The sequence below is a fragment of the Rhodococcus sp. 2H158 genome, from assembly GCF_053764755.1.
The window spans coordinates 92,719-109,554 of sequence record NZ_JBSNCE010000005.1 but is presented as its reverse complement, the minus strand read 5'-3'; the positions used below and the strand labels follow the sequence as shown (position 1 = coordinate 109,554).

The window sequence follows — 16,836 nt, the reverse complement described above, 5'->3', positions numbered from 1 at the left end:
ACGCGCTGAGCTGGGCATACGGTGGCAGCGAGGGGTTACGGGGAGATCGAGTCGTGACCGGATCAGGGCACGGGCGGCGCCGGGCACAGCGCCGGGACGAGACACGGCAGCGGCGGCAGCACCGGCGCGGCCGGCGGTGTCTCGACAGCCGGCGCGGCCGGCGGTGCCCCGACAGCCGGCGCGGGGGCGGGGTCCGGCTCGACCGCGGGATCGGGGTTCGGTCCCGGCGGGGGCGCACCGGTGGTCCCGGCGACGGGAGCCGGGACGGTCTCGGCGACGTCGACGGTGTTCGGCGGGGCCGGAACGGCCGGCGCGACCGACGGCATGGGGGGTGGGACGACGATCCCCGGCGAGACCGCGGCGCCCTTCTCGTAGGCGGCCGACCAGGCCTGCACATTGGAGACGAACTCGGGCGACGGGTCGAACCTGGCCGCTGCCCGGGCGCGGGCGTCGGGCTCGGCGAGGCGAGCGTCGTCCGAGCACAACCAGGTGCCGGCCGCCAGGGTGGCGTCGAAAACGTTCTGCGGGTCGGCGGCGCCATCCGCGTTGCCGTCCGCCGAGAACTGCGACCACACCGCCGGGGGCAGCTGCATCGGCCCGAGCCTGCCGGTCCCCGGGGCCACGCGCGCGGTGGTGAGCGTGCCGAGCACGTCGGTGCGTCCCGAATCGGCGTGCTGCGAGGTGATCCGCCCGATCGCCGCGAGCAGATGCCACGGCAGCGCGCACCCGGGCTCGCTGATCGCTAGCTGCATCTCGGCCGCCCGGTACGCGTAGAGCACCAGTTCGGGGATCGCCAGGGGGCCCTCACCGGCCATCACGGGTGACGGCTGTCCGGGAGCGACCGTGACCGCGGGCGGTAGGTCCGCGGCGGGATCGGGAGCCGTGCTCGCGGCTCCGCGCACGGGCCGCGTCGTCGCCGGATCCGCCGGCAGCACCCCGATCCCGGTGCTGCCGTCCGCCGCCGTCACGGCGACCGGCTCCGTGTTCTCCGTCGCGGCCACCGTCGCCGGCGACGACGCGACCGCCGCGAACCCCGCGCCGAGCACCACCGGCACCGCGATCAGACCCTGCCAGCGCACGCCATCACCCCACAGACCTACTCGTCGCGGACCGTTACCCCACCGACACCATCGACCGGCTGTGATGAACGTTACAGCGAGTCACGTCTCAGCGGCGGGGAGGGCGCGGTTTACCGGCCGTCGTCGTTGCCGTGTCCTCCTCCTCCGGCTCGATCAGCAGTGCGCGCAGATCGTCGAGTTCGCGGCGCAGATAGTCGCGGGTGGCCACCTCGCCGACGGCCAGCCGCAGCGCCGCCAGCTCACGCGCGAGGAACTCGGTGTCCGCCTTGGTCTGGGCGGCGCGGGCCCGGTCCACCTCGAGGGAGACCCGGTCCCGGTTCTCCTGCCGGTTCTGGGCGAGCAGGATCAGCGGCGCGGCGTACGCGGCCTGCGTGGAGAACGCGAGGTTCAGCAGGATGAACGGGTACGGGTCCCACTGCAGCGCGACGGCGAAGACGTTGAGCAGGATCCACACGATCACCACGACGGTCTGGATGGCCAGATAGCGTCCGGTGCCGAGGAACCGGGCGATCGACTCGCTGACGCGCCCGACGGCCTCGACGTCGAAGTTGACCCGGAAGCGGCCGGTGCGGGGGGTGTCGAGGCGCTGCCGGGCCACGGCGGAACGGTCACTCATCGTCGGCCTCCTCCTCGCGCCAGTCCTCGGGCAGCAGGTGGTCGAGCACGTCGTCGACCGTCACGGCACCGAGCAGGTGCCCCTCGTCGTCCAGCACGGGCCCGCACACCAGGTTGTAAGTTGCGAAGTACCGGGTGACCGCGGTGAGCGAGTCGTCCGGGTCCAGTCGCGGCAGGTCGTTGTCGACGATCCCGCCCACCAGGCCGGCCGGCGGCTCCCGGAGCAGCTGCTGCAGGTGCACGCAGCCCAGATACTTGCCCGTCGGGGTCGCGGTGGGCGGCCGCACGACGAACACCATCGACGCGAGCGCCGGCGTGAGGTCCGGGTCGCGGACCCGGGCCAGCGCCTCGGCCACCGTCGTCGCCGGGGTGAGCACCACCGGCTCGGGGGTCATCAGGCCGCCGGCGGTGTCGGGGGAGTGCTCAAGCAACCGCCGCACCGGCTCCGAATCCTCCGGATCCATCAGGCGGAGCAGCGACTCGGCCTCCGAGTCGGGCAGCTCACCGAGCAGATCCGCGGCGTCGTCGGGATCCATCGCCTCGAGCAGGTCCGCGGCGCGTTCCACCTCGAGGTGCATCAGCAGATCGGTCTGGTCGTCGGTGGGCAGCTCCTGCACGACGTCGGCGAGCCGCTCGTCGTCCAGCGCGACCGCCACCTCGTGCCGGCGCTTCTCCGGCAGCTCGCGGAGCGCGTTCGCGACGTCGGCGGCGCGCATGTCCTCGAACTGCAGCAGCAGCTGCGAGACGCCCTGGCCGGGCATCCCGAGGTTGGTGTAGGTCAGACCGTGCACGTGCTGCCAGTCCACGACGTGGATCGCGGACCGCCGGCCCAGCCGGCCGCGGTGCGCGCGCACGGCCACCCGCGAGACCAGCCAGTCCCGGGTGCGGGTCAGTTCGATGCCGAGGTCGACGACGACCACGTCCACGCCCGCGAGCTCGCCCAGCTCGGGATCGTCGACCCGGACCTTCGAATCGAGCACCTGCGCGAGCGCCAGCACCTCGGTCGGCCGCTGCGTGAACCGGCGCAGGCTCACGTTGCCGGTGTTCAGGGTGACGGCGCCCGGCTCGATCGCCGTCACCCGCAGCATCGGCACGAATATTCGCTTGCGCGTTGGCAGTTCGACGACCAGGCCGAGCACCCGGGGCTGCTGCCGGCCGATCCGGATGGTGAGCACGACGTCGCGCACCCGGCCGATCGACTCGCCGTCGGGCCCCAGGACCACCAGACCGGCGAGCCTCGCCGCGAATACCTTGCTCACTGCTGCCATGATGGTCAGGCTAGAACGTGCGGTCGTCGATTTCGGAACACGGAGGTCTGCCCAGCCCATGTCGTTCGACTTCAGGCCCCGGAGGTCCGTGCTCGCCGTTCCCGGCAGCAGCCGCAAGATGATCGACAAGGCCAAGGGCCTCGCCGCCGACGAGGTCTTCCTCGACCTCGAGGACGCCGTCTCCCCGCTGGCGAAGGAGCAGGCCCGCACGACGATCGTCGAGGCCCTGAACGAGGACGGATGGGGCGAGCAGCTGAAGGTGGTGCGGGTCAACGACTGGACGACCGACGCCACCTACCTCGACGTCGCCACCGTGGTGGGCGGCGCCGGCGCGCACCTCGACGCGATCCTGCTGCCGAAGGTCCCCGACGCGAGCCACGTGCAGGCGCTCGATCTGCTGCTGACCCAGGTGGAGAAGGCCCACGGGCTCGAGGTGGGCCGCATCGGCATCGAACCGCAGATCGAGGACGCACTCGGGTTGACCAACATCAACGCGATCGCCACGGCGAGCCCGCGCGTCCGGACCCTGGTGTTCGGCCCGGCCGACTTCATGGCGAGCATCAACATGCGCACCCTCGTCGTCGGTGAGCAGCCCGACGGCTACGACCGCGGCGACGCCTACCACCACATCCTCATGACCATCCTCATGGCGGCCCGGGCCCACGGCCTGCAGGCGATCGACGGGCCGTACCTGCAGATCCGCGACGTCGAGGCGTTCCGGCGCTCGGCGCAGCGGACCGCGGCCCTCGGCTTCGACGGCAAGTGGGTGCTGCACCCCAGCCAGATCGACGCCGCGAACGAGGTCTTCAGTCCGCGGCAGGAGGACTACGACAAGGCCGAGATGATCCTCGACGCCTACGAGTGGCACACCTCCGCGGCCGGCGGCGCGCGCGGCGCCGCGATGCTCGGGGACGAGATGATCGACGAGGCCAGCCGCAAGATGGCGCTGGTGATCTCCGCGAAGGGCCGGGCGGCCGGGATGACCCGCACCACGAAGTTCGAGCCGCCGCAGTAGGCGGCTGCGCCGCCGGTGCGTCCTTCGGGCGGCGGGAACAACCCAAAGGACGCACCGGCGCCGAAGGCGCACACGGGCAGAATGGACAGGTGCGCCGGATCGGGGCGCGCAGTCACGAGAAGGAGCCGAAGATGACCAACCCCCTCGGGCAGCCGGGACGCGCCACGCCGGGCCTGCCGACTCCGCCGAGCGGCTGGCCGGTCGGTTCGTACACCACCTACGCCGAGGCGCAGCGGGCCGTCGATCACCTCTCGGACCAGTCCTTCCCGGTCGAGGACGTGACCATCGTGGGCGTCGACCTCATGCAGGTCGAGCGGGTCACCGGCCGGTTGACGTGGGCGAAGGTGATCGGGGGCGGCATCGCCTCCGGCGCCTGGCTCGGTCTGTTCTTCGGCCTGCTGCTCGGGATCTTCTCGACCGACTTCCTCGGCCCCCTGCTCGTCGGCATGGTCGGCGGCATCGTCTTCGGCCTGATCTCCACGACGATCCCGTACGCCGCGACGCGCGGCCAGCGTGATTTCTCGTCGACGATGCAGTTGGTGGCCGGCCGCTACGACGTGCTGTGCGCGCCGCGCAACGCCGAACGGGCCCGGGACCTGCTCGCCAAGCTCGCGTTGTAAACCGTTCGATCACAGTTCCGATCCGGGCGGCAGTTGGGTCGCGCGTCGGCGCCCGGTGCGTTACGTTCGCACCAAGTGTGACGGAAGTCACCGTCGCGCTGGACGACGGGCGGAGGCTGCGGTGCGGAGACGGGCGGTGAGGGTCGGACTGGTGGGCGCCGCGGCGGTGCTCGCGCTGTCGTCGGTCGCGGCGTGCGGCAGCGAGTCCAGCGGGACGGTACTGAGTTTCTACACCGCCGCCGACGGCGCGGAGCAGTACGCCGCCGCGGCGGCGAACTGCACCGCCGCCGCCGGCGGCAGGTACACGATCGAGCAGCGCACCCTGCCGAAGGGCGCCGACGACCAGCGGCTGCAGCTCGCGCGGCGGCTCACCGGCGAGGACGACACGCTGGACCTGATGACCCTCGACGTCGTGTGGACCGCCGAGTTCGCCGAGGCGGGATGGGCGCTGCCGCTGCCGCCGGACGTCGCGGCCTCGGTGTCCGAGGGCACCCTCGCCGGGCCGCTGGCCTCGGCGACGTGGCAGGACACCCTGTACGCGGCTCCGCTGAACACGAACACCCAGTTGCTCTGGTACCGCAAGGACCTGATGCCCGGCGGCCGCCCGCCGCAGACGTGGGACGAGATGATCGACATCGCGAGCGGGCTCGCGGACGAGGGCCGGCCCAGCTGGATCGGGGTGCAGGCCCGCCAGTACGAGGGCCTGATGGTGTGGTTCAACACCCTGCTCGCCAGCGCGGGCGGATCCGTCGTCGCCGAGGACGGCACCACCGTCACCGTGGCCGACGGTGACGCTGCCGTGACGGCCCTCGACATCATGAAGCGTGTGGCGACGGCGCCCGGTGCGGACCCGTCGCTGAACCAGTCCGACGAGGCCGCCGCCCGCCTGGGCATGGAGAGCGGCAAGGCCGCCTTCCAGGTGAACTGGCCGTTCGTCTACCCCGGCATCCTCGAGAACGCCGAGAAGGGATTCCTGCCCTCCATCGACGACAACGGCAACGTGACCGACGAGAACACCGGCAACACGGTGCTGACGGTGAACGGCGAGCAGAACTTCCTCCCCGCGCCCTACCCGGCGGTGATCGCCGGCACGCCCGCACGGGTCACCATCGGCGGGTTCAACATCGCCGTCGCCCGCACCTCCCGGAACCCCGACCTGGCGTTCGAGGCGATGCAGTGCCTGCGCAACGAGGAGAACCAGCGCAACAACGCCGTCGACGGCGGCGTTCCGCCCACCCTCGCCTCGCTCTACGACGACCCGGAGTTCCAGCAGGCGTATCCCGTGTGGCGGGAGGTGCGCGCGAGCCTCGAGAACGCGGCGGTGCGCCCGGTCTCGCCCGCCTACCAGAGTATTTCGACGCTCATCACCGCCACGCTCAACCCGGTCGACCGCATCGATCCGCCGCGCACGGTCGACGAACTCGCGGAACAGGTTCGCAAGGCGGTCAATTCGGAAGGGCTGATCCCGTGACCACCACGCCCGCAACCAGACCCGTCCCGCCGGCCGAGGGCGCCCGGACCGCACCGTCCCGGCGCGAGAAACCCCTTCTCTCCGAAGGGAAGAAGGCCGAACGCCGGCTCGGGCTGTGGCTCGTCGCACCCGCGGCGCTGCTGATGCTCGCCGTCACGGCCTACCCGGTGGGGTACGCGGTCTGGCTGAGTTTGCAACGGTACGACCTGCGGTTCCCCGACGAACGTGAGTTCGTCGGGCTGGCCAACTATGTGTCGGTCCTCACCGACACGTTCTGGTGGCAGGCGTTCGCCGTGACCGCCGGGATCACCGTCGTGTCGGTGGCGATCGAGTTCGTCCTCGGCCTGACACTGGCGCTGATCATGCACCGCACCATCGTCGGCAAGGGCACCGTCCGCACCGTGGTGCTGATCCCGTACGGCATCGTCACCGTCGCCGCGGCCTACAGCTGGTACTACGCGTGGACGCCGGGCACCGGTTACCTCGCGAACCTCCTGCCCGAGGGCAGTGCCCCGCTGACGCAGCAGCTTCCGTCGCTGGCGATCATCGTGCTCGCCGAGGTGTGGAAGACCACCCCGTTCATGGCGCTGCTGCTGCTCGCCGGGCTGGCGCTCGTCCCGGACGACCTGCTGCGTGCCGCCCAGGTCGACGGCGCCGGCGCATGGACGCGGCTGACCAGGATCATCGTGCCGCTGATGAAGCCGGCGATCCTGGTGGCCCTGCTGTTCCGCACTCTCGACGCCTTCCGCATCTTCGACAACATCTACGTCCTCACGCGCGGATCCAACGGCACGGGCTCGGTGTCGATCCTCGGATACGACAACCTGTTCAAGGCGTTCAACCTCGGGATCGGGTCCGCGATCAGCGTCCTGATCTTCCTGTGCGTGGCCATCATCGCGTTCGTGTTCATCAAGCTGTTCGGGGCGTCCGCACCGGGCTCCGATCCGGAAGGGAAACGGTGACATGACGACGACCGAGACCCCGCGCCGCAAGCTGAGCTGGTCGGTGGTGAACCTGCTCGTCCTGCTGTACGCGCTGATCCCCGTCGTGTGGATCGCCAGCCTGTCGTTCAAGCCGGCCGGCACCATCAAGGACGGCCGGTTCATTCCCCGGGAGTGGACGCTCGACAACTACCGCGGGATCTTCCGCACCGACGCGTTCACCAGCGCCCTGATCAATTCCATCGGTATCGGGCTGATCGCGACGGTGGTCGCGGTGGTCATCGGCACCATGGCGGCCTACGCCATCGCGCGGCTCGACTTCCCGGGCAAGAAGATCCTCGTCGGCGTGGCGCTGCTGATCGCGATGTTCCCGCAGATCTCCCTCGTCAGCCCGCTCTTCGACATCATCCGCAAACTCGGGCTGTTCGACACGTGGGCCGGCCTGATCATCCCGTACATCACCTTCTCCCTGCCCCTGGCGATCTACACGCTCTCGGCGTTCTTCAAGGAGATCCCGTGGGAGCTCGAGAAGGCCGCCAAGATGGACGGCGCCACACCCGGGCAGGCGTTCCGGAAGGTGGTGGCGCCGCTGGCGGCGCCGGGCATCGTCACCGCCGCGATCCTGGTGTTCATCTTCTGCTGGAACGACCTGTTGTTCGCGATCTCGCTGACCTCCACCGAGCGGTCCATCACCGCGCCCGCGGCGATCGCCAACTTCACCGGGGCCTCGCAGTTCGAGGAGCCGACCGGCTCGATCGCGGCGGCCGCGGTGATCATCACCATCCCGATCATCGTGTTCGTGCTGATCTTCCAACGTCGCATCGTGGCCGGCCTGACGTCCGGCGCAGTGAAGGGATGACCCAGATGGCTGAAATCGTGCTGGACAAGGTGACCAAGCTCTACCCCGACGGGGCGAAGGCGGTCAGCGACGTGGACGTGACGATCGCCGACGGCGAGTTCATCATCCTGGTCGGTCCCTCGGGCTGCGGGAAGTCGACGACGCTGAACATGATCGCCGGGCTCGAGGACATCTCCTCCGGCGAGTTGCGCATCGGCGGCGAGCGGGTCAACGAGAAGGCGCCCAAGGACCGGGACATCGCGATGGTGTTCCAGTCGTACGCGCTGTACCCGCACATGACGGTGCGGGAGAACATCGCCTTCCCGCTCACCCTCGCCAAGACGCCCAAGGACGAGATCGAGCGGAAGGTCACCGAGGCCGCCAAGATCCTCGACCTGACGGACCATCTCGACCGCAAACCGTCGAATCTGTCCGGCGGGCAGCGTCAGCGGGTGGCGATGGGCCGCGCGATCGTGCGCAACCCCAAGGCGTTCCTCATGGACGAGCCGCTGTCCAACCTCGATGCCAAGCTGCGGGTGCAGATGCGCACCGAGATCGCCCGCCTCCAGAAGCGGCTGGGCACCACCACGGTGTACGTCACCCACGATCAGACCGAGGCGATGACCCTCGGGGACCGGGTGGTCGTCCTCCGCGGCGGGCTGGTGCAGCAGATCGGCGCGCCCCAGGAGCTCTACGACCGGCCGAAGAACCTGTTCGTGGCCGGATTCATCGGCTCTCCGTCGATGAACTTCCTGGCCGGCCAGCTCGAGTCGGACGGCGTGCGCACCGTGATCGGCGACTTCACGCTGCCGGCCGAGCGGTGGGCGGCCGTGCAGAAGCACAATCCGGGACGTGACGTCGTCGTCGGCGTCCGGCCCGAACACTTCGAGGACGCCACGCTCCTGGACCCGGCCCAGCGTGAGCAGGGCACGACCTTCACCGTGGACGTCGACGTGCTCGAATCGATGGGGTCGGACAAGTACGCGTACTTCACCGTCGAGTCCCCGGACCTGCATTCGAGCGACCTCGACGACCTGGCGGCCGACGTCGGCGTCGCAGACCTCGCCGGCGGGTCGATGGTCGCGCGGCTGCCCGCCGAGTCCGGCGTCGCGAAGGGCCGGCCCGTCCAGCTGTGGTTCGATCCGGCGAAGATCGCCCTCTTCGACCAGGCGACGGGGGAGAACATCACCCTCTGACCGAGCGGTGCATAGTAGGCCGGTGGACCTCGACGACATCGCCGACGAGCTGTACGGGCTCGATCCGGGCGAGTTCACCGCGGCCCGCAGCGAGCACGTCGCCCGCGCCCGTGAGGCCGGAGACCGCGAGCTCGCGGCGGCCGTCGGCCGGCTGCGCAAGCCGACCGTGTCGGCCTGGCTGGTGAACATGCTCGTCCGCGAGAAGTCCGCGGAGGTCACGGCCCTGCTCGGGCTCGGCGAAGCCCTGCGCTCCGCGCAGCGTCAGCTCTCCGGGCCCGAGCTGCGGCGGCTGTCCACGCAGCGACGGCGGGTGATCGGTGCGCTCGAGAAGGCCGCGGCCCGCCTCGCCGCCGAGCACGGCCGGCGGGCGTCGGAGGCGGCCCTGCGCGAGGTCGGCCAGACCCTGCACGCCGCCCTCGCCGACGCCGATCTGGCCGAGCAGGTGCGCGGGGGCCGGCTCGAGGCGCCCCTGGACTACAGCGGCTTCGGCCCGGTGGGGTTGTCGGTCGTCCCGCCCCCGCCGGCACGGACGGACACCGAGGCGGAAGAGGCCGAGCGCACCCGGCGCGCCGCCGCCCTGGAGACCGCCGTCGCCGAGGCGGAGGCGGCGCAGAACACCGCCGACGAGGCGCAGTCGGTGGCGGCACGGGCACTCGCGGCGGTCGAGGAACTCGACGAGCACGTCGCGCGGTTGCGCGAGGAGCTGAGCCGGGTGGAACAGCGGCGCGAGTTCGCGCGACGCACCGCCCGGTCGGCCGACGAGGACGCCGCGAAGGCCGAGGACGCGGCGCGGCAGGCGGAGGAGGCGGTGCGCGCGCTGCGGGAGCAGGACTGACGTCGCCCGATCAGCCCCGACGTGCCGCGGCGGCGTCGGCCTGTTCGTCCGCGACGACGGGCGTGGCGGCGAGACCGGACACCGATCCCCATTCGGCGGCGAGGGCCGTCGCCTCCACCTCGTCCTCCTCGCGGTCGCTGAGCGGACGCGTCGCCGGTTGCCCGCCGACGAGAACGAGCACCGCCGCGGCGGCCGCGGCCGCGGCGCCCAGCACGAACGCCGCGACGAACGCGCTCTCGCGGACAACGCCGCCGGTCCCGGCGACGGTCAGCGTGGCCAGCAATGTCGTCACCACCGCGCTGCTGAGCGAGCTGCCCGCCGTGCGGGCGATGGAATTGATGCTGTTCGCGACCCCGGTCTGATCGGGGCGCACCTCGGCGACGAGGAGCGCCGGCAGCGCCGCATAGGCGAGACTGACGAAGGTGGTGACGAGGATGCCGGAGACGATCAGCTGCCAGCTCCGGTCGTGCACGACCGCCACCAGGGCGAAGCCGGCGATCCCGAGAACGCACGCTCCGATCAGCACCCAGCGGGCGTCGAACCGGTGGATGAGCCGGCCCGCCAGTGCCGCGGCGACCACACCGACGAGCGCGCCCGGGAGCATGTACACCGCGGTCGCCTCGAGCACGGTGGCGCCGAACCCGTATCCGGCGACGGCGGGCGGTGTCTGCACGAAGTACGCGGTGGCGAGGAAGCTGACGAACATGGCCATGCCGACGAGGAACGCGGCGCCGTGCACCACGAACACCGGCCGGTGGGTGAGCATCCGCGGCGGCACGAGCGGCTCGTCGATGTGCCGTTCGAAGAGGAACCACCCGGCGAGCACGGCCAGGCCGAGGGCGGCGCTCGCGACGGTGGGCGGCGCCGCCCACCCCCACGTTCCGCCCTCGGACAGGGCCAGCAGCACCAGCGCCAGACCGACGGCGAGCAGGGCCGCGCCGAGCCAGTCGATCCGGCCTCCCTCGGCCCGCCGTCGCTTCGGCACGACGAGGAAGGCGCTCAGCAACGCGACGACGTTGAACGCCGCCACCAGCCAGAACACCCGGCGGTAGTCGCCGCCCGAGACCATCAGGCCGGTGAGCACCATGCCGATCGCACCGCCCACGCCGAGCGTGCCCGAGAACAGGCCCATCGCGCCGATCAGCCGCTGCGGCGGCAGTTCGGCGCGCAGCACGGCGATGCCGACGGGGAACAACGCGAACGACACGCCCTGCAGTACCCGGCCGATCAGCAGGAGCGCGAACGAGTCCGTGGCGGCGCACAGCAGCGAGCCGACGAGCACCACGACGAGGACGGTGAGCAGAATCGGGCGTTTGCCGCGCAGGTCGGCCAGGCGGCCCAGCAGCGGCGTGGTGACGGCGGCGGCGAGCAGGTTCGCGGTCAGCACCCAGCCGGCGGCGGTCGTGCTCACGCCCAGTTGGTCGCGGATGGTGCCGACGATCGGCACCACGGACGTCTGCATCACGGCGATCGTGGTGATGATGAAGCACAGCACGGGAACCAGCAGCCGCGCACCTCTCGGATCGGACATCGGCTCTCCTCGACGCTGCAACATGAAACTAAATTCAACTAAACATCTACCGGACGCTCGGTCTCGCCGTCCAGGCGCATGCGAAACCCAGGCCGCCGTCGGACCGCCGTGGCAGGGTGTCCCCGTGACGCCGCGCACCCTCACCGCTCGCGCGCTCGGCCGCGCCACCCTCGCCCGGCAGCACCTGCTGCGCCGCGGCGACCTGCCCGCGATCGACCTGGTCGAACATCTGCTGGGCGTGCAGGCCCAGGCGCCGACCCCGCCCTACTTCGCGCTGTGGGCCCGGTTGCGGCGGTTCCGGCCGACGGCCCTCGCCGACCTGCTCGAATCACGCACCGTGGTGCGCATCGTGCTCATGCGCGGCACGGTGTTCGCCGTCTCGGCGGCCGACGCGGTGGCCCTGCGGGACTGGATCCAGCCGCTGCTGGACCGGGACCTGACCACCAACACCCAGTACGCCGCCGGGCTGGCGGGGCTGGATCTGCGCGAGCTCACCGCCGCGGGGCGCGACCTGCTCCGCGACGGCCCGCGCAGCCTGCAGGAGCTGCGCCCGCTGCTCGCCGAGCGGTTCCCCGGCCGCGACCCGGCCGCGCTCGCCTACGGGCTGCGGAACCTGCTTCCGCTGGTGCAGGTGCCGCCGCGGGGACTGTGGGGGCGCTCCGGGCAGCCGAGACTCACGCCGCTCGACGAGTGGATCGGTCGCGGTCCGGCACGGGCGGACCCGGCCGTCGTCCTCCGGCGATACCTCGCCGCGTTCGGGCCGGCGAGCGTGCGCGACGCGCAGACCTGGTCGGGGTTGACGCGGCTCGGGGAGGTCTTCGAGCGGTTGCGTCCGTCGCTCGAGGTGTTCCGTGACGAGAACGGCGTCGAGGTGTTCGACCTGCCCGACGCCCCGCGACCCGATCCGGCGACGCCGGCGCCGGCGCGGATCCTCGCGCCCTACGACAACGTGCTGCTCTCGCACGCCGACCGGACCCGGATCGTCCCCGACGAGCACCGTCGCCGGATCATGACGCAGAACGGCATCGTGCGCTCGACCCTCCTCGTCGACGGGACGGTCGCCGGGGCCGCGAACCTCACCGTCACGAAGACCTCGGCCGTGCTCGAGGTGACCCCGTGGCAGCGCCTGACCGCCACCCGGCGCGCGGCCGTCGAGAAGGAAGGCCTGCGACTGACGAGATTCGCTGCCGCGACCGCCGAAACGCACGAGGTGCGGTTCGTCGAACAGTAGGCGCGCGACGGCAGGCGTGGCCTGCCCGGGGACGGGGTATCCGGCGGGCGGACCGAACTACCCGCAGGAGCAGCAGATGAGCAATCAGACCGACACGTCCCTCGACCTCGCGGAGACCGCCCGCAGGCACGCCCGCGAATACACGGCGGGGGAGGACCTCCCGATGCGTGGGTACGCGACGGTCCTTGCCGGGTACAGCACGCTCGTCACCGTCGCCGTGATCGGCGCGCTGGTGACCGGCCGGCGGCTGCCCGACCGGTTGAGCGGTGAGGACCTGATCGTGCTCGCCCTGGGCACGCACAAGCTGTCGCGGACGGTCACGAAGGACGCGGTGACCAGCCCCCTGCGGGCGCCCTTCACCCGGTACACGGGACGGGGCGGCCCCGCCGAGGTGACGGAGGAGGTGCGCGGAACGAACACCCTGCGGCACAGCCTCGGGGAGCTGCTCACCTGCCCGTTCTGCTTCGACGTCTGGGTGGCGACCTTCTTCACGATCGGGATGGTCTTCGCGCCGCGCCCGACGCGGCTCGTCGCCGGGCTGTTCGCCGCCCTGGCCGGCGCGGACTTCCTGCAGTTCGCCTACGCGAAGGCGCAGCAGAGCGTCGGGTGAGTGCCGCCGCCCGCCGCTGCCCTGTTGCCGTCTCGGGCAGGACGGGCCGTGCAGGATCCACGCGCCGGTTCGGAATCCGCCCGCGCTGCGGCGTGGGCGGATTCCGAAGTCGCGGGCGGATTTACCGGGCGCATCCGCCCGGCCCGCCTGGGGGACGTCAGGCGATGTCGGGCTCCGGCTCGGGCTCCGAGTTCTCGGAGCGCAGCAGATCGTGCTCCTCGACCGCCTCGAGCGAGAGGGTGCGGTAGCCGTACCCGTCGAACAGCACGGTGATCCGGTCCACCTCCGCGCTCATCACCTCGCCGGCGCCCCACTGCGCGTGCACGACCCGGGTGTGCAGCGGAATCGATTCGTGACGAGCATGATTCGCCGGCTCGGGCCGGATCTCGGGGATCCCCTCGCGGCAGCAGTCGCAGTGGCCGCACGGTTCGGGCAGCGACTCGCCGAAGTACCCGAGCAGGAACTGCCTTCGGCAGCCGCGGGTTTCGGCGTAGCCGCGCATCATCTCCACGCGGGAGCGGTCCATCCGTTCGCCCGTCGCGGCCACCTCCGCCGCGCGCCGGACGGCGATCTCCACCTCGACGGTGCGTGCGGTGAACCCCTTGCGTCCCGACGAGACCACCCCGGCCCGTTCGAGCAGATTGACCGCGTTGGTCAGGGTCCGGCCGCGGGTATCCAGTTCGGCGCGTAGGTCTTTCAGTCGGGTCGGGGCCTTCGCGCGCCGCAGCGCGGTGAACGCCCGGCCGAGCAGTTCCTCGTCCGGGCGGTGGGTCGTGAAGAACTTCGCGAGCGAGAGGTCCTCGGGCCGGTAGAACAGCAGCGCCTTCGCCTCCAGTCCGTCGCGCCCGGCCCGGCCGATCTGCTGGTAGTAGCTGTCCACGGAATCCGGCGCGGAGGCGTGCGCGACGAACCGCACGTCGGGCTTGTCGATGCCCATGCCGAACGCGGAGGTCGCCACCACCACCTCGTACTCGCCGTCGAGGAACCCGTGGTGAACCCGCTCGCGCGTGGCCGACGGCAGGCCGGCGTGGTACGCGGCCGCCCGCAGCCCCCGTTCGGCCAGTTCGGCCGCATAGAGCTCGGCGTCCTTGCGCGTCGCGGTGTACAGCAGCCCGGGCGTCTCGAGTCCGGAGACCGTCTCGATCACCGCCCGGCGTTTCTCGGCGTCGGTCGTGTACCGCTCGACGGCCAGGTCGATGTTGGGCCGATCGAATCCGCTGGCGATCACCACCGGGTCGCGCAGGCGCAGCTCCTCGACGATCTCCTGCCGCACCGGCGGCGACGCGGTGGCCGTGAGCGCCACCACCGGGGGCCGGCCGAGCCGGTCGAGCGCGTCGCCCAGGCGCAGGTAGTCGGGCCGGAAGTCGTGGCCCCACGCGGACACACAGTGCGCCTCGTCGACCACCACGAGGGAGACGTGCGCGTCGGCGAGACGGGCCACCACCTCGTCGTTGGCGAGCTGCTCCGGCGCCAGGAAGACGTACTCCACGGTGCGCTCACGGATCGTTTCCCACGCGGCCGCGGTCTCCGAGACCCGCTGCCGGGAATTGATCGCGACCGCGTCCGGCGCCGAGGTGGCGTCGAGACCTGCGATCTGATCGTTCTGCAGCGCGATGAGCGGGGAGATCACCAGGGTCGTGCCCTCGATCAGCAACGCCGGCACCTGGTAGATCGCCGACTTGCCCGATCCGGTGGCCATCACCGCGAGCACGTCCCGGCCCCGCACCAGCGGTTCCATCGCGTCGAGCTGGCCGGGACGCAGTTCCTCCCAGCCGAACACGCGGCGCGCGGCCGCCCGTAGCTCGGCGCGGATGTCATGCGGTCCGGTCGTGTCGGCTGCGTCCTGCACGGTCGCCGTCAAGCGTGTCCTCCTGTCGTGGGCCCGGTCCTCCCGACCAGGGTACGGAGCGCATGGGGTCCCCAACCCCAGCGCGGACCGGCGCCGGCACGCTTCTCGACCGGCCCGAGGCACCCGGGCGTTCGGTGGGCGCCCTCGGTGGCTGCCCGGGGATACCTCCGGCGCCCCGGGATCAAACCGGCCGGCGTGCGCTCACCGCGGGGCCCGCCGACGCAGCCGCTCGATGATCTCCTCGTTCCACACGTGCCGCCGCACCAGCCGGTACCGTTCGCCGGCCAGCCACAGATACGCCTCGGCGTCGGTGCGGGTGCGCAGCATCCCCGCCGCCCGCACCATGTCGACCACCGGTACGAACTCCTCGTCGAACCACCGCTGCGCCACCACGTCGCGGGTGAGGAACTCGCCGCGCTCCTGCATGAGCCGGAAGCCCCACGCCTCGATGCACTCGGCCAGTTCCGCGTAGTCCCACGGGTCCCGGACGGTCACCGCATCACGCCGGCTGCCGGTGAGCGGCACCCGGCTGAGGAACATCCGGTAATGGTCCTTGCGCATCAGGTCCGAGTGCTGGGTCACGCCCTCCGGCGAGATCCGGGTGACGATCTCGGTCACGTAGGCGTCGATGGTCGCGTCACCGCGGGCGTAGGCGATGGAGACGCGGTGGTGCCCGTCCACCACGAAATGCATCGTCCCGATGCGGTACACCGTGATCGGTGGCACCGCCTCGCCCCGGCGGCGGGCCGTGGCCAGCTTCTCCCACCGCTGGCGCAGCCGCGCCGACGTGGGCCGGAACCGCCGGTCGAAGTCCTCGGTGCGGTCCACGCTGCCGACGATCGAGGCCACGTCGATGCTCTGCAGGCCCAGGCGCCGTTCCCCGACCCGGCCGAGGGCCCGCACCACGGCGTCGAACGGCAGCACGGCGTTGACGTCCTCGGGTTCGCGGCGCAGCCACGTGATCAGCCGCGCGTACTCGGCGCGCCGCCGCTGCCGGGAGAAGTCGTCGCCGGCGTCGGCGCCGGGGAAGCCGGTGTCTCGCACCATTACACGACGGTACCGGCGGGCGGGGTTCCGGTCGGCCGGATCGGCGCAGGCCGCACCGGCGGCGCGGGACCCGCCTCGGGTCTACATTGCAGGGGTGATCGACGCCGTGCTGCCCGCCGTCCGTGCCCATCTCAGCGCCCGCCTCGGGGGCGGTGAGCCGGAGACGGCGTCCGTGACGTTCCTCGGCCTCGAACCCATCGAGGTGCTGCGCTTCCGCGTGGAACAGCCGGACCTGGTGCGGTTCGCGACCCTGGGGTGTTCGCGGCACCCGATGGGCGACCCCACCGCGACGGTCGCCGACCCGACCCGCGGGCCGCGCGCCGAGCTGATCCTCAGCGTGCGCGGCCTCAGCGGCAGTCTCCCGGGACTGGTCCGCACGCTCGCGACACTCGCGGCCCTGCCCGCGGTGGAGGGCGTCGTCCTCACCGACGACGCCCTGCTCGACCTGGGGGAGCCGCTGTGGCAGGGCGCCACCTTCACCGCGGTGATGCTCGAGCCGAGCGACGTCCCCGACCTGGTGCTGCCCGAGCCCGCCGACCCGGTGCGGTTCTTCGAGGTGATACCGCTGACCGGCACCGAGGCCGCGTGGAAGCGGTTGCGCGGCGGCGATGCGTTGCGCGAGGCGTGGTCGGAGGCCGGCATCGACGTGCGGGACCCGAACCGCGCCCCGGCCCGCATGTGAATCGCGCC

The 16,836-nt window shown here is 71.7% G+C and carries 16 protein-coding genes; 10 read left to right on the top strand and 6 right to left on the bottom strand.

Features of this window, described 5'->3' with window-relative positions:
• Nucleotides 1–62: 62 nt before the first annotated feature.
• The 3 genes from ACWPOB_RS06370 to ACWPOB_RS06360 form a co-directional block, all read right to left on the bottom strand.
• A complete protein-coding gene (locus ACWPOB_RS06370; RefSeq protein ID WP_455400268.1) occupies nucleotides 63–1,079 on the bottom strand; it encodes a hypothetical protein in 1,017 nt (338 codons plus the stop codon).
• A gap of 88 nt (nucleotides 1,080–1,167) precedes the next feature.
• Nucleotides 1,168–1,695, bottom strand: a complete 528-nt coding sequence (locus ACWPOB_RS06365) for a DUF1003 domain-containing protein (protein WP_006938782.1) — start codon at nucleotides 1,693–1,695, stop codon at nucleotides 1,168–1,170.
• A complete protein-coding gene (locus ACWPOB_RS06360) occupies nucleotides 1,688–2,962 on the bottom strand; it encodes a magnesium transporter MgtE N-terminal domain-containing protein (protein WP_029542476.1) in 1,275 nt (424 codons plus the stop codon). Before ACWPOB_RS06360 ends, ACWPOB_RS06365 begins: the two co-directional genes overlap by 8 nt.
• 58 nt (nucleotides 2,963–3,020) lie before the next feature.
• Here ACWPOB_RS06360 and ACWPOB_RS06355 point away from each other — a divergent pair, with 58 nt between their 5' ends.
• The 7 genes from ACWPOB_RS06355 to ACWPOB_RS06325 all read left to right on the top strand — a co-directional run bounded on the left by ACWPOB_RS06355 (nucleotide 3,021) and on the right by ACWPOB_RS06325 (nucleotide 9,878).
• On the top strand, nucleotides 3,021–3,977 hold the full coding sequence (locus ACWPOB_RS06355) for an HpcH/HpaI aldolase/citrate lyase family protein (protein WP_029542478.1): 957 nt from the start codon (nucleotides 3,021–3,023) through the stop codon (nucleotides 3,975–3,977).
• A 131-nt stretch (nucleotides 3,978–4,108) separates the two neighbouring features.
• The gene (locus ACWPOB_RS06350; RefSeq protein WP_003936099.1) at nucleotides 4,109–4,597 is read left to right on the top strand and encodes a general stress protein; all 489 of its coding nucleotides are present in this window, start codon (nucleotides 4,109–4,111) and stop codon (nucleotides 4,595–4,597) included.
• Between the two features lie 136 nt (nucleotides 4,598–4,733).
• Entirely contained in the window at nucleotides 4,734–6,068 is a 1,335-nt protein-coding gene (locus ACWPOB_RS06345) for an ABC transporter substrate-binding protein (protein WP_455400267.1), read from the top strand.
• Nucleotides 6,065–7,030 carry a carbohydrate ABC transporter permease gene (locus ACWPOB_RS06340; protein ID WP_100057326.1) on the top strand — a complete coding sequence of 322 codons (966 nt, stop codon included), beginning with the start codon at nucleotides 6,065–6,067 and terminating at the stop codon, nucleotides 7,028–7,030. The genes ACWPOB_RS06345 and ACWPOB_RS06340 overlap by 4 nt, the downstream gene beginning before the upstream one ends.
• Before the next feature lies 1 nt (nucleotide 7,031).
• Entirely contained in the window at nucleotides 7,032–7,868 is an 837-nt protein-coding gene (locus tag ACWPOB_RS06335; protein WP_100057325.1) for a carbohydrate ABC transporter permease, read from the top strand.
• A 5-nt stretch (nucleotides 7,869–7,873) separates the two neighbouring features.
• A complete protein-coding gene (locus tag ACWPOB_RS06330; protein WP_100057329.1) occupies nucleotides 7,874–9,043 on the top strand; it encodes an ABC transporter ATP-binding protein in 1,170 nt (389 codons plus the stop codon).
• 22 nt (nucleotides 9,044–9,065) lie between these two features.
• Complete coding sequence (locus ACWPOB_RS06325) at nucleotides 9,066–9,878, top strand: hypothetical protein (protein ID WP_455400266.1); 813 nt, start codon at nucleotides 9,066–9,068, stop codon at nucleotides 9,876–9,878.
• A gap of 10 nt (nucleotides 9,879–9,888) precedes the next feature.
• On the opposite strand, the gene ACWPOB_RS06320 is transcribed toward ACWPOB_RS06325, so the two are convergent.
• On the bottom strand, nucleotides 9,889–11,409 hold the full coding sequence (locus tag ACWPOB_RS06320) for an MFS transporter (protein WP_455400265.1): 1,521 nt from the start codon (nucleotides 11,407–11,409) through the stop codon (nucleotides 9,889–9,891).
• A 124-nt stretch (nucleotides 11,410–11,533) separates the two neighbouring features.
• Between ACWPOB_RS06320 and ACWPOB_RS06315 the strand changes: the two genes are divergently transcribed.
• Both ACWPOB_RS06315 and ACWPOB_RS06310 read left to right on the top strand, forming a co-directional pair.
• Nucleotides 11,534–12,640, top strand: a complete 1,107-nt coding sequence (locus tag ACWPOB_RS06315) for a winged helix DNA-binding domain-containing protein (protein ID WP_455400264.1) — start codon at nucleotides 11,534–11,536, stop codon at nucleotides 12,638–12,640.
• Nucleotides 12,641–12,716: 76 nt separating this feature from the next.
• Entirely contained in the window at nucleotides 12,717–13,250 is a 534-nt protein-coding gene (locus ACWPOB_RS06310; protein WP_006938758.1) for a DUF1360 domain-containing protein, read from the top strand.
• A gap of 157 nt (nucleotides 13,251–13,407) precedes the next feature.
• On the opposite strand, the gene ACWPOB_RS06305 is transcribed toward ACWPOB_RS06310, so the two are convergent.
• Both ACWPOB_RS06305 and ACWPOB_RS06300 read right to left on the bottom strand, forming a co-directional pair.
• Nucleotides 13,408–15,111, bottom strand: coding sequence for a RecQ family ATP-dependent DNA helicase (locus ACWPOB_RS06305; RefSeq protein ID WP_455400263.1), 1,704 nt, complete (start codon nucleotides 15,109–15,111; stop codon nucleotides 13,408–13,410).
• Nucleotides 15,112–15,300: 189 nt separating this feature from the next.
• On the bottom strand, nucleotides 15,301–16,146 hold the full coding sequence (locus ACWPOB_RS06300; protein ID WP_100057755.1) for a ParB N-terminal domain-containing protein: 846 nt from the start codon (nucleotides 16,144–16,146) through the stop codon (nucleotides 15,301–15,303).
• A gap of 94 nt (nucleotides 16,147–16,240) precedes the next feature.
• Here ACWPOB_RS06300 and ACWPOB_RS06295 point away from each other — a divergent pair, with 94 nt between their 5' ends.
• Complete coding sequence (locus ACWPOB_RS06295; protein ID WP_100057756.1) at nucleotides 16,241–16,828, top strand: suppressor of fused domain protein; 588 nt, start codon at nucleotides 16,241–16,243, stop codon at nucleotides 16,826–16,828.
• Nucleotides 16,829–16,836: the final 8 nt, after the last annotated feature.

What these genes read in the sequence shown, in the direction of transcription:
- ACWPOB_RS06365 (WP_006938782.1), bottom strand. Translation starts at nt 1,695, where the DNA reads ATGAGTGACCGTTCCGCCGTGGCCCGGCAGCGCCTCGACACCCCCCGC.
- ACWPOB_RS06360 (WP_029542476.1), bottom strand. Translation starts at nt 2,962, where the DNA reads ATGGCAGCAGTGAGCAAGGTATTCGCGGCGAGGCTCGCCGGTCTGGTG.
- ACWPOB_RS06355 (WP_029542478.1), top strand. Translation starts at nt 3,021, where the DNA reads ATGTCGTTCGACTTCAGGCCCCGGAGGTCCGTGCTCGCCGTTCCCGGC.
- ACWPOB_RS06350 (WP_003936099.1), top strand. Translation starts at nt 4,109, where the DNA reads ATGACCAACCCCCTCGGGCAGCCGGGACGCGCCACGCCGGGCCTGCCG.
- ACWPOB_RS06335 (WP_100057325.1), top strand. Translation starts at nt 7,032, where the DNA reads ATGACGACGACCGAGACCCCGCGCCGCAAGCTGAGCTGGTCGGTGGTG.
- ACWPOB_RS06330 (WP_100057329.1), top strand. Translation starts at nt 7,874, where the DNA reads ATGGCTGAAATCGTGCTGGACAAGGTGACCAAGCTCTACCCCGACGGG.
- ACWPOB_RS06320 (WP_455400265.1), bottom strand. Translation starts at nt 11,409, where the DNA reads ATGTCCGATCCGAGAGGTGCGCGGCTGCTGGTTCCCGTGCTGTGCTTC.
- ACWPOB_RS06310 (WP_006938758.1), top strand. Translation starts at nt 12,717, where the DNA reads ATGAGCAATCAGACCGACACGTCCCTCGACCTCGCGGAGACCGCCCGC.
- ACWPOB_RS06300 (WP_100057755.1), bottom strand. Translation starts at nt 16,146, where the DNA reads ATGGTGCGAGACACCGGCTTCCCCGGCGCCGACGCCGGCGACGACTTC.